Source organism: Alkalibacterium sp. (genome assembly GCF_046484155.1).
Taxonomy (GTDB): Bacteria; Bacillota; Bacilli; order Lactobacillales; family Carnobacteriaceae_A; genus Alkalibacterium.
Map to the genome: position 1 here is coordinate 23,266 of NZ_JAWOBT010000039.1, position 12,888 is coordinate 36,153.

The 12,888-nt window shown below is 38.6% G+C and carries 12 protein-coding genes; 8 read left to right on the plus strand and 4 right to left on the minus strand.

Annotated elements, in window-relative coordinates:
• Positions 1–194: 194 nt before the first annotated feature.
• Positions 195–1,565, minus strand: coding sequence for an MBL fold metallo-hydrolase (locus tag R6U02_RS03235; protein WP_410262201.1), 1,371 nt, complete (start codon positions 1,563–1,565; stop codon positions 195–197).
• A gap of 168 nt (positions 1,566–1,733) precedes the next feature.
• Between R6U02_RS03235 and R6U02_RS03240 the strand changes: the two genes are divergently transcribed.
• From R6U02_RS03240 to R6U02_RS03270, 7 genes are all read left to right on the plus strand, one after another.
• A complete protein-coding gene (locus R6U02_RS03240) occupies positions 1,734–2,360 on the plus strand; it encodes a glycosyltransferase family 32 protein (RefSeq protein ID WP_410262202.1) in 627 nt (208 codons plus the stop codon).
• A 117-nt stretch (positions 2,361–2,477) separates the two neighbouring features.
• Positions 2,478–4,097, plus strand: a complete 1,620-nt coding sequence (locus tag R6U02_RS03245) for an amidohydrolase (RefSeq protein WP_410262203.1) — start codon at positions 2,478–2,480, stop codon at positions 4,095–4,097.
• Complete coding sequence (locus R6U02_RS03250) at positions 4,087–4,989, plus strand: YitT family protein (protein ID WP_410262204.1); 903 nt, start codon at positions 4,087–4,089, stop codon at positions 4,987–4,989. Before R6U02_RS03245 ends, R6U02_RS03250 begins: the two co-directional genes overlap by 11 nt.
• A gap of 73 nt (positions 4,990–5,062) precedes the next feature.
• On the plus strand, positions 5,063–5,713 hold the full coding sequence (locus R6U02_RS03255; protein ID WP_410262205.1) for an ATP-binding cassette domain-containing protein: 651 nt from the start codon (positions 5,063–5,065) through the stop codon (positions 5,711–5,713).
• Positions 5,713–6,477 (plus strand): ABC transporter permease, encoded by a 765-nt coding sequence (locus R6U02_RS03260; protein ID WP_410262206.1) that lies wholly within the window; start codon positions 5,713–5,715, stop codon positions 6,475–6,477. The genes R6U02_RS03255 and R6U02_RS03260 overlap by 1 nt, the downstream gene beginning before the upstream one ends.
• Before the next feature lie 270 nt (positions 6,478–6,747).
• Positions 6,748–7,911, plus strand: a complete 1,164-nt coding sequence (locus tag R6U02_RS03265) for a 3D domain-containing protein (protein WP_410262207.1) — start codon at positions 6,748–6,750, stop codon at positions 7,909–7,911.
• A 358-nt stretch (positions 7,912–8,269) separates the two neighbouring features.
• Positions 8,270–8,452: a hypothetical protein gene (locus tag R6U02_RS03270; RefSeq protein ID WP_410262208.1), complete on the plus strand. Its 183-nt coding sequence runs from the start codon at positions 8,270–8,272 to the stop codon at positions 8,450–8,452.
• Between the two features lie 98 nt (positions 8,453–8,550).
• On the opposite strand, the gene alr is transcribed toward R6U02_RS03270, so the two are convergent.
• The gene (alr, locus tag R6U02_RS03275; protein WP_410262209.1) at positions 8,551–9,720 is read right to left on the minus strand and encodes an alanine racemase; all 1,170 of its coding nucleotides are present in this window, start codon (positions 9,718–9,720) and stop codon (positions 8,551–8,553) included.
• Positions 9,721–9,919: 199 nt separating this feature from the next.
• On the opposite strand from alr, the gene R6U02_RS03280 reads away from it, so the two are divergent.
• Entirely contained in the window at positions 9,920–11,257 is a 1,338-nt protein-coding gene (locus R6U02_RS03280; RefSeq protein WP_410262210.1) for an aminopeptidase C, read from the plus strand.
• A gap of 248 nt (positions 11,258–11,505) precedes the next feature.
• Here R6U02_RS03280 and R6U02_RS03285 read toward each other — a convergent pair whose 3' ends face one another.
• Both R6U02_RS03285 and R6U02_RS03290 read right to left on the minus strand, forming a co-directional pair.
• Positions 11,506–11,784: a hypothetical protein gene (locus R6U02_RS03285; RefSeq protein ID WP_410262211.1), complete on the minus strand. Its 279-nt coding sequence runs from the start codon at positions 11,782–11,784 to the stop codon at positions 11,506–11,508.
• A gap of 93 nt (positions 11,785–11,877) precedes the next feature.
• The coding region (locus tag R6U02_RS03290) for an AbgT family transporter (protein WP_410262212.1) at positions 11,878–12,888 on the minus strand (1,011 nt) is incomplete at its 5' end.

Sequence of the window (12,888 nt, forward strand, 5' to 3'; positions counted from 1 at the left end):
ACAGATGCGCTTGTTCCAGCACTAAAGATACTTTTTCAACGAATAGATCTAAAAAGTTATTTCAGCTGGAGGCATGTCCTGATAGGAAATCCGGTAAAGATTGGGAGCGCCGTTTATTTTTTTTGAAACAAGACGAATAAACTAAAGGACGTATCCAAACTATCCGGATACGTCCTTTAGTTTATTCGAGTCATTTAATCGTTCATGATTTCTTCTATTTCACCATACCCGCCTTTGATATTGACGACATGAGTGAAGCCTCTCTTTTCTAGCGCGCTCAAGGCGATGCTTGAACGCACACCGGATTCACAGTGGACAAAAAGAGGGTCGTTTTCAGCAAAAGGAATGTCTTCTTTCAAGAGATCGCCCATTAGAACACGTTTTGCTCCTTCTAGATGTCCCTCGGTCCATTCTGATTTATTACGTACATCTAGAATATTTAAGCTGTTTTTATTTTTCCGATATAATGCTACAAATTCAGCTGCTTCAATATTAAGAGAGACAGTCAAGTTATCAAGGTTATCCGGACTAGCATATCCCTTGACTTTATCGTAGCCTATGAGTAAAAGCTGGCTACTTGCTTCGTCTGCATCTTCTTTGGAACCGATAAGTGTCAATTCCTTTTCGTAATCCAGGAACCATCCCGCATAGCTCAGGAAATTATCATTCATCGGAATATTGAGTGTGCCAGACGTATGGTTTGCCTGATAAACTTCTTTAGGCCGTAAGTCGATGACCAGTTCTGTAAATCCAGTTGAACTGATGGGATACACCCGGGTATCCGAAGCTCTTGGAATATCGATTTTATTTATTTTTTTCATCTCTGCAAAGTAATGGGGTGGCTCTGGCTGTTCCGTTACAAGTTCCTTTTTAAAGGCTTCTTCATCGTTGAACTGAAAAGCCCAGTTATTCTCTTTTTCATATCCAAGCGTGCTCATCGGGACAGCCCCTAATGATTTACCACAGGCACTCCCGGCGCCGTGCCCCGGCCAGACTTGCAAATAATCGGGAAGCTCTTTGGCTTTCTGTACGGAATGATACATATCTTTTGCGCCGGAATCGGTGGTGCCTTCCATCTGCGCGGCGGCCTCGAGCAAGTCCGGACGACCGACATCTCCAACAAACAAGAAATCTCCGGAGAAGATGCCCATAGGAACAGAAGATCCTCCGCCTTTATCTGTCAACATGAAAGAGATGCTTTCTGGTGTATGTCCAGGGGTATATAAGACTTCCAGCATAATATTACCGACTTCAATCGACTCTCCTTCTCTGAGGTATACTGTGTCATCAGGCATATTCTGATATTTCCAGTCAGCATTTCCCATATCGGAGACATATAGTTTTGCATTTAATTTTCTGTTGACATCACGCAATCCCGAAGCAAAATCAGCATGGATATGTGTTTCTGCACCTTTAGTAATGGTAAATCCTTCCGCTTCGGCTACTTTTACATAGTCTTCAATATCACGCAGCGGATCGATGATTATAGCTTCACCTGTTTGCTGACAGCCTACTAGGTAAGCCATTTGAGCTAGTTGTTTATCAAAAAAAGATTTGAAATACATTTACGTCCACTCCCTAAAATTTAACAGTACTCTTGTTATTAATTAGTTTAACATGCATAGGTGGGTCCCTTTAAGAAAATGCTTATTGACTGGTTCAAGTGTTAATAATCGATTTTTTTACTAGTAGTTTGTTAAAATATACATAAGTATTTAGGAGGAGAGATGATTATGATACCTAAGATTATTCATTATGCCTGGTTCGGAGGAAAGGAATTTGGACCGCTTGAAAAAAAATGTTTAGCAAGTTGGAAAAAGTATTGTCCTGATTGGGAGATTATGAGATGGGACGAATCGAACTTCACTCCCAAAGAGCATGGAAAGTACGCCGAACAAGCTTACGAAAGAGAAGACTATGCATTTGTTTCGGATGTTGCCCGTCTCTATGCACTCAAAGAATATGGTGGAGTGTATTGTGATACCGATATGGAACTGATAAAACCGATAGATAAATTCCGTAAATTCCCTGCCTTTTTCAGCTTTGAAATCGAAACGGAAATATCAACAGGTATTATAGGGGCGGAAGCTCATCATCCATTTATTGAAGAGCTGTACAAAGATTATGAAAATAGAGAGTTTATTTTGCCTGATGGTACACGGGATGATAAAACAAATGTCGATCGAATCACTGAGATAATGATCGAAAGAGGACTGAAACCCAACAATACGCGACAAGAAATAGAAAATTGCACTATTTTTCCACGTGAATATTTTTCGCCCAAAGATTATTGGACACGTGAAGTGGATGCGACGCCCAATACACATGGCATTCATCAGTTTACCGGTAGCTGGCTATAATAATAAGTTAATGCAGTGAGCTGGAACATCAATGTTCCAGCTTTTTTCGTTTATGTACATCCATTATTTTTTAGTTGTATAATAAAGATGTGCGTCACTTTATGAAGGGATGGTTGTATGAAATTATTTAAAAATGGAAAAATTTACATAGAACGAGAGTCATTTGCTGAGGCGATGATTATTGAGGATAACCGTATCATTAAAGTGGGGACCAGCAATGAATGTTTTAACGTCTTTAAAGGAGAGTCTGTCGTCGATCTAAAAGGACAAACGGTCTTGCCAGGTCTGATCGATTCGCATCTGCATTTTTTAATGACTGCGGAATATCTCAGTTTGCTGCCAATTACAGATGTCAGTTCAATGAAAGAACTTATAGAGCGTTGTCAAACACATATCGAAGAAAATGAGTTGACGAAAGACTCCGTATTATATACCGAAGGATGGAATCATACAGCCTTCACGGATGAAAAGAGGATGCCAAACCGGTTCGATCTGGATCAGGCATCTGCAGAGGTTCCGATCGTTTTAGTGCGTGTAGACAGACATGTCATGAGTTTGAATACAGCCGCTTTAAACTATTTCGATATCACAGGTAAAACAACAGTTGCAAATGGCGGAGAGATAATCAAAGATGAGTCTGGTGAACCTACAGGGATCTTAACAGAAAATGCTGTTGATTTAGTGAAAGCGAAACTTCCTCGTAAAACGAAGGCAGAGAAGAAAGCGTTACTGATCGATACGATGAAATTGGCCAATCAGGTCGGACTCACTTCTGTGCACACGAATGATGCAAAAGACGAAACGATTGAAGATACATTGAAGCTTTATGAAGAATTAGAGAACGAACAGCTATTGACAATTCGTTTCTACCAGCAGATATGGTTCAACGATGGCAAATATTTATCGGATTTTTTAAATAGTTCTCATGCCTTTCATCAAGGATCGCGTTGGAACAAAGTTGGTCCGATAAAATTCTTTATAGATGGTACGCTCGGATCGCGGACAGCTGCTCTGAGAGCCCCTTATTCCGACGATCCAACGACTCGGGGGATGTTGACCAAATCTCAGGAAACGTTGACGAAAGAAGTCAAATCAGCAGTGGATCATGGTTTTCAAGTGATCGTCCACGGTATCGGAGACCGCGGGATCGAGACGATTTTAAATGCTTATGATGCCGCATTAAAGGGTCTGCCGAACACGCTGAGACTGGGCATCAATCACATGCAAATCACCGGCCATGACCTCATCGAACGGGTAGCCGATAAAGGTTATTTAACCTATGTACAGCCTGTTTTCCTAGATGATGACATGCCGATCATTCATGATCGTATCGGTGAAGAACGCGCAAACACATCCTATCTTTTTCAAACAATGGCAAAGAAAGGGATCCGTCAGTCGTTTAGCAGTGACGCTCCCATCGTTTCGTTCAATCCTTTTCATAATATTCAATGTGCAGTGACGCGAAATCGGTTAGAATTTACAGAGGCTGAACCGTATCTACCAAGTGAGGCAGTAGATATTTATTCAGCAGTAGATGCCTATACTTATGAAGGTGCCTATGCGTCCTTTGAAGAGTCCGATAAAGGACGGCTAAAAGAAGGCTACTTGGCTGATTTCATCATTCTGGATAAAGACATCTTTACCTGTGAAGCTCGACAAATCAAAACAATAAAAGTTACAGAGACCTATGTCGATGGGGACTCTGTTTATAGCGTAGGTGAAGCGGATGAAAAATAAAATCATGACCAAGACACGTTTAAAGAATTTGGCGCTCATTGTCATAGGTTCGCTGCTCTATTCTATCAGTGTCAATGTATTTACTATTCCTAACGGTTTATCCGAGGGTGGTCTGACAGGTTTTTCATTGATTCTATTTTATGTTTTAAACATTACACCCTCTTATACAATTTTCATTGTCAATATCGTTATATTGGCGATCGGTTACAAGTTTTTGGATAAAAAAACGTTGTATTACACTTTAGTGGCTAACGGAATCATATCGGTGCTTTTACTGGTTGTAACGAGATGGGAGTTCATCCCGGAGACGACCTTATTAGCGCCGATTGGTTCAGGTATATTTATGGGTGCCGGGATAGGGTTAATTATGCTGGGGCATGGGACAACTGCCGGCAGTGATATCATTGCCAAATTACTGCATAAGTACGTCGGCATTAATGTTCCAACGGGACTGCTCATGATCGATGTCTTCATAGTGGTTCCGAGTGCGTTCGTTATTGGTGCAGAAAATGCATTCTTGACACTGATCAATTTATACATCCAAAGCAAAGTGATAGATTTCATATTAGAAGGGCTGAATCCAAGAAAATCATTCATGATTATATCTGATAAACATTTAGAAATAGCTGAGGCTATTGAACAACAGCTCGGTAGAGGTATAACGATTTTAGATGGTAAAGGCTATTATACAAAAGAGAAAAAAGAAATTTTATATGTCATTATAAGCCGACGGGAAGTACTGCGTATCAAAAGGATCGTAGAAGCGATCGATCCTAATGCATTCGTGACTATTTCACACGTTCAAGAGGTGACGGGAGAAGGGTTCACTTACTTGTCTGAAGAGGTGAAAGCCGAACGGATCACTCTAGCTGAAAAAGAGTGGAATGATTAGTCTAGAATGGTTGCAATTTAAATTGCTTACTTTATAATTATTATAAAGTGAACAAATGTAAAGGGGAAAGAGAATGGCAGAAAAAATAATAGAAGTCGAGAACGTTAGTTTCAGTGTAGACCAGGAAAAGATTTTGAAGGGTTTGAATTTTTCCATAAATAAAGGCGAACGCGTGACGGTTACAGGTCCTTCAGGTGGAGGGAAAAGCACCTTGCTCAAAATCATTGCAAGCATGTTATCCCCCACAGAAGGAATTGTCAGCTATAAGGGAAAGAATATTGCTGATATGAACCCAATTGATTACCGGAAAAAAGTTTCTTATTTCTTTCAAAATGCCACATTGTTTGATCAAACCGTTAGAGATAACTTGTCCTTTCCTTACGAAATACGTAATGAAGAGTTTGATGAGACCAAGAGTGTCACCCTACTTGAGCGAGTGAAATTAAATCGGACTTACTTAGATAAAGCCGTAAAAGATTTATCCGGTGGAGAAAAACAACGTATCGCTCTTGTAAGAAATTTATTATATCAACCAGAAGTTATTTTGCTTGATGAGGTGACAAGTTCACTGGATGCAGAAAATAAAGAGATCATTTATGCCATTTTAGATGAACTAAATGAAGAAGCCGACATGACCATTCTTTCTGTTACGCATGATGAAAGGGAAATTAATCAGGCGGATCGCATCATTAAAATAATTGATGGAAAGGTGGTCGAAAAATAATGGGTTCAAATTTAGAAATCAGTAACTTTTCGCTGCTGTTATCAACAGGATTGATACTTATTGCTGTATTTGTAGCTTACAAAGAAAAATTAGGTTTAGGCAATGATATTTTTATCGCAGCTGTCAGAGCAGTTATACAACTATTTATCATCGGATTTGTATTGAAGTATGTCATTGAAGTCGATGATTTCTTTCTAACGTTGGTTATGGTCTTGTTTATCGTTTTCAATGCCGGTTTCAATGCACACAAAAGAAGTCAGGGTATTCCTAATTCCTTGCTTATTTCATTAACGGCTATCGGAGCAGGTACTGCAATAACCTTAAGTATAATGATCGTTTCGGGAGCAATTGAGTGGATACCATCGCAAATTGTACCTATTACAGGAATGATAGCCAGTAATGCTATGGTTGCAATAGGCTTGACCTATCGAGCATTAAACAGTAAATTTACTGATCAGAGACAGCAGGTATTAGAAAAGCTAGCTTTGGGAGCGAATGAAAAGCAAGCGTCAATGAGTATTATTCGAGAAAGTGTGAAAACAGGAATGAGTCCTTCTATAGATAGTACTAAGACAGTTGGATTGGTAAGCTTACCTGGCATGATGTCCGGATTGATATTTGCAGGAGTAGACCCTACAGATGCAATTCGTTATCAAATTGTTGTCATGTTTATGCTGATATCAGTAACAAGTATTGCAAGTTTTATTGCGAGCTATTTAGCGTACAGAGAATATTATAATGATCGGAATCAGTTGCTGATCTAAGCAACAGAAAAACAACCTCTCCTATTTTCCAAGGAGAGGTTGTTTTTTTATTACACTGTTACAAGGTATCTCGGATTTGAAATAGTCCCGTAAGAATAAAACAGATATAATACAAACCAACTAAAAGGAAATGACAAAGCATTCAAACCCCTTTTAATTTTCGATTCACATGGTAAGATGCATACAGTTGTTCAGGAAAAACTGTTGAACACAAATATAAATCGTCTAGAAACCTTACCAGTCGGATGAAACGAAAAGGGGAATAAGTTAATGACTATTCAGAAAAACACATGGCTTAAAGCAGGATTAACACTATCTGCAGCGGGATTGATGATGCTAACTAACGATACAGAAGCAAGCGCAAATGAATACAGCAGCTCAAACTGGGTACCACATACGGTGCTTGAGATTGAAGAACAAATTAATGATGCAAAAGCAAATATGGAAAATGAGAACGAAACATTAGAGTATACCTTCCAATGGGGAGATACACTTTGGGGAGTTTCTCAAGCAACTGACATATCAGTCGATAAACTTGCTAAAGTTAACGATATTGATAACCGCAGCTTAATTCATGCCGGTACAACGGTTTATTTAAGTAAGAATTTATCAGTTGTTTCCGTCCAAAATGAGGAAGAAGTTGTAAGCTACGATGTTTCTACAGAAGAAATAAAGGAAACAGAAACACCCAAAGAAGTAGAAGAAGCTAAAGAAGAAAAACAAATAGCAAAAGCTGAAGAAGCAATAAAAGCTGAAGAAGCGGCAAAAGCTGAAGAATCAGCAAAAGCTCAAGAAGCAGCAAAAGCTCAAGAAGCAGCAAAAGCTGAAGAAGCAGCAAAAGCTCAAGAAGCAGCAAAAGCTGAAGAAGCAGTAAAAGCTGAAGAAGCAGCAAAAGCTGAAGAAGCAGCAAAAGCTCAAGAAGCAGTAAAAGCTGAAGAAGCAGCAAAAGCTGAAGAAGCAGCAAAAGCTCAAGAAGCAGCAAAAGCTCAAGAAGCAGTAAAAGCTGAAGAAGCAGCAAAAGCTGAAGAAGCAGCAAAAGCTGAAGAAGCAGCAAAAACTGAAGAAGCAGCAGTACAGGTCAAAGCAACTGAAAATAAAGTTTCAACATCTTCTAACGAGGTGATTCAATCAGAAACAAAAGAAGAGTCAGGTCGTTGGATGTCAGTTGAAGCGACTGCATATTCTCGTAATCAAGCAAGTTTAAGTAACTTTACATTTTCTGGAATTGATTTAAGAGAAAATTCTCGGGTTATTGCCGTCGATCCAAATGTTATTCCATTAGGTTCAAGAATATTTGTACCAGGATATGGTGAATTCATTGCCGGAGACACTGGTGGTGCAATCAATGGTAACCGTATTGACATTCACATGGAAGACTTAGAAGCTGCATGGCAGTTTGGCCGTCGTCAACTAGACATCAAAATTCTAAACTAATTAACTTATATAACTTCAAACAAGCATAGGGTCTAAACCTTATGCTTGTTTTTTTTTTGTTTAAACCGAACTGTAATAAATACAATAATAGTGACATATCAGTAAGCAAATTGTAAAAGCGTTTTCTTTTATATCGATTTCTGTTCATGCTAGGGTATGCATAGATAAAGGTTCAATTGTACAGAGGGAGCTACCCTCTAATTAATAATTTAAGGAGATATGATATGAAATAGCTATCCAAGTTCTCAGAAGCGAGTATGAGGGTAGTATCATTGTTAGATGCATTGGGTGATGGAAAAAATCTATATGACGACACGGATTAATTAAGATCTTAAAAACATAGAAAGGAGGATATAAAATGAAAAAATTAACGAAATTACTTGCATTGACTATGACCGGCGGCTTACTTTTGATGGCTTGTGGAGATACAGAAGACGTTGATGACATCGATTTACCAGAAGTTGAAGAAATGGAAGATAATTTAAACGAAGATATGAATGACGATTTAGACGAGGACATGAACGATGAAACAGAAGAATAAAATCATTCCTTTAGTCGTCAGCTGAGAGCATTATGGAAAATAAATATAAACAAAGAAGCACAACCTTTATTGATAGAGGCTTGTGCTTCTTTTACTGTTTAGTCAAGCAGGGCGTTATCTTTGGCTTCAACTGTTTCGTCTTTTAAATACACGCGAGGTACACGTTTTCCGATGCCACATAATATTTCATAATGGAAACTATCTGTCAGTTCAGCCATTTTGTAAATACTTGGATAATCATCACTAGGATCACCAATAAATACCAGCTCAGTATCTTCCGAGAAATCAGGGATATCACTGACATCAACCATTAGCTGATCCATACATATTCGACCAACGATAGGTGCTCTATGAGTATCTGTCGTCAGATACCAACGGTTAGATAATTCTCTAGGAATACCATCTGCGTAACCAATTAAAATAGTTGCGATGGTCTTTTCTTCAGGTGTCTCGTACGTTCGTCCATACCCAATGGTTTGACCCTTTTCAACTTGTTTAACAAAGGCAGCGTGAGTGGATAACTTCATAACGGGTTCGAGATTAATTATATCTTCCAAGTCTTTATCCGGGTGGTAACCAAATAAAGAGATGCCAGTCCGTATCATATCTAAATGATACTCGGGATATAAAAGTGCAGCGGCTGTATTACTACAATGAGTTAAATCAAAATAAATGTTCTGCTTCTTTAGGAAGTCGACGATATCAATGAAAAAATCGTATTGAGATTTTGTATAGGCTGGGTCGGCAGTGTTTTCCGCTTCAGCAAAATGAGTGAAGATCCCTTCGAAAATAACCCACTCAGAATTCATTAATTGGCTTAATTTTAAAGCTTGTTCTCGCGAACGGACGCCAATTCTACCCATCCCTGAATCCACTTTTAAATGGATTTTTGCTTTTTGTTGCAAGCGTTCCGCATCTTGCTTTATTTTTTCAGCAATTTCTTCCGAAAAAACGGTTATAGAGATATCATTTTTAATTGCTATTGGGATGGTGTCTGGCTCGATAGGGCTTAATAATTGAATCGGACATTTGATCCCTGCTCTTCTTAATTCCATCGCCTCATCTAATACAGCCACCCCAAGAAAGTCGAGGTCCTGCTTTTCTAAATGTTTACCTACTTCTACAGCTCCGTGGCCATAAGCATTAGCTTTGATGACACCCATAAATTTGGTTTCTGAAGATAATAATCCTTTTATTTGATTATAATTATAAGTGATTTTATCTAAATCGATTGTTGCACGTGTATAGCGATAACTACCATAATGCACGATTAAAACTCCTTTCAGTTACTCCTTATTTTAACATGAAAGATGTTGTATATTGAAGAAGCAATTTGCTGATTTTTTACATTTGATAATTTAGCTCAAGTTATTATTGCGTCTATAGCAGATATCGAAATGACACCTTGTCATTGTGCTTGTTTTTAGATAAGATAGGTACAGTGGATTAAAAGGAGATGTAAAGTTAATGAGAATAACCGAAGGAATATTGGGAACATATAGAGATAAATTTAATGACAATGTGGCAAACAAAGCTGTTCAAAATGCAATTGCCAAAGTCGGTATCAATAAATCATCAGCTGATAACAACATGACTCGCCGTCACAATTTTGTTTTTTCTCATGAAACTGAAAAGGGAGAAATCACAAATCAAAAATCGAGTGGACGTTGCTGGATGTTTGCGGCCTTAAATACGGCTCGGGTAGATACTATGGAAAAACTGAACGTTAAAACATTTGAGTTTTCTCAAAATTACACATTATTTTGGGACAAGTTAGAGAAGTCCAATTATTTCTTGGACAGCATCATTGAAACGGTGGATGAACCATTAAATTCTCGTTTAGTTCAGCATCTCTTACAGGACCCCGTTCAAGATGGCGGACAATGGGACATGTTTTCGGGCATTCTAGAAAAATATGGTGCAGTACCTAAAGCAGCCATGCCAGAAACCTATCATTCTTCTAACACTAAAGAATTAAATGAGTTACTTACTTCAAAATTGAGAGATTTTGCTGCCAAGTTACGTGACAGTTTCAAAGAGGGTAAAAGTGAAGACCAGTTGATGGATCAGAAAGAAGACTATCTCTATTTTGTCTATTCACTTTTAGTTAAAACCTTAGGTGAAGTGCCAGAAACATTTACGTACGAGTATCGTGATAAAGATGATGGCTTCAACCGTATTAGTGGTATTACACCTCAAGATTTCTTCAAGAAATATGTTAAGTGGGATCTAGAAGAACGCATTAGTTTAATCAACGCTCCCACTGAAGACAAACCGTTTGGGAAAGCATACACGGTTAAATATTTGGGGACAATAAAAGAAGCACATCCCATCAAGTATGTGAATGCACCTATCGGAGCTTTAAAAGAAGCCGCTGTTCGATCAATCAAAGAGGGCGAACCTGTGTGGTTTGGGTGTGACGTCGGTAAAATGCTTGACCGTGAAGCGGGAATCATGGATGATCAAGCATATGATTATGAAGCGACTTTAGGTGAGTCGGTTGAATTAACGAAAGCACAACGTCTCGATTATGGTGATAGCCTGTTAACTCATGCCATGGTCTTTGTTGGAGTCGATCTAGATGACGAGGGTATCCCAATAAAATGGAAAGTCGAAAATAGTTGGGGAGATAAAAATGGTGACAAAGGTATGTATTCAATGAGTGACAGATGGTTTGATGAATACAATTATCAGGTCGCAGTTAAGCGTAAATACATTGACGATAAATGGCTTAAGGCACTGGATGAACCAGTGGTTGAACTAGAACCCTGGGATCCAATGGGCGCGTTAGCAATGATGAAATAAAAAAGGTGTTTTATTGGTATGACTCAACTTAGGCTCGTGCTGAGTACACCGAATGAAGGCAACAGTGATCGTACTCAAAATAATTTCAATTTGAATACGATCAATAAGGGAGCAAGAGACTTCACTTATATGTATTTTTCCCTGATCAGACTTAACGTTACACTGGACGTATCAATTAGGGATATAAACTAATGACGAAGCAATTAAAGTAAAGAGACTGGGATCATGATCCCAGTCTCTTTACTTTATTATTGTGATAGTAATTCCAATGCCAGTAACACATTAGATGACAGGACTCCTCCGATAATGAAATACATGATCATCTGAACAAAAGGGAACCACCCGACATCATCTACCGATTTTTCTTCATCTGATATTGTAGTGGAAAAAATAAAATAACCAATACCGACGCCAATCGCTAATATAGGCAGGAAAACTTGAAATTGTGACGGGCGAAAGTAGCCGAATAAGAGTCCAATAATAAAACCAAATAATTGAAGCAATCTTCTTTTTGATTTTTGAGACATTTCAACCCTCCTTATAATCCTACCATGAAATGTAAAATTATAAAAAAGACATGTTCTCACTAGGAGAACATGTCTGAAATCATAAAGATCAAATTATAGTATGATTTGTGCGCCGGGACCTAATGGCAAGCCTAGTACGTACCATACGATCAATAGAAGCGTCCAGGTGATCAAGAATGCGATACTGTATGAAAGCATCGTTGAAATGATTGTACCTAATCCACTATCTTCGTCGTAACGTTTAGCAAACACAAGAATCATTGCGAAATAACTCATTAATGGTGAAATAATGTTTGTTGATGAGTCAGCAATACGGTAAGCCATCAATGTCATTTCAGGTGCAATGTTTACTTCGAATAACATTGGGGCAAATACTGGAGCCATAATAGCCCATTTTGCTGAAGCTGATCCGATAAATAAGTTAATGAACGCAGTTACTATGATGAAAGCGAGAATAAGTGGTAGACCAACAAATCCTATGGCTTCCAGGAACTCTGCTCCGCTCACTGCTAAGATCAACCCTAAGTTTGTGTAAGAGAAGTAGTTAATAAACTGAGCTGCGAAAAAGGCTAAGACTAGATAGCCGCCCATTGAACTCATGGAATCTGACATTCCTTTAACTAAATCATGAGATGTATCGATCTTGCCGGTTGTTTTCCCGTAGAAATAACCAGGAACTGCAAAAAGCAAGAAGATCATAAAGAGTAAACCTTGTCTTAAGAAAGTATCTAAGGTCATATTTCCTGTTGCCTCGTCAAGAGCTCTTAATGCTCCATTTTCTGGAATCATCATGAATGCCATAATACCTAAGAAGACAAGTAATGAGATCAATGCATTACGCATCCCTTTGTTTTCTAAAGCTGTAATGGGTTCATCGTCTGGCTTGTAACTCCCATTATATTCCCCAAGTCGCGGTTCGACTATTTTTTCGGTGACAAAAGCACCTACTGCAGTTAGTATAAATGTAGAAACAATCATGAAGTACCAGTTAGCTGTAACAGCTACATCGTAGTCAATACCACCAGCGGTCAAGGCCTCGTTTGTAATACCAACAAGTAAAGCGTCAGTAGGACCGAAGATCAAGTTAGCTGAGAATCCGGCAGA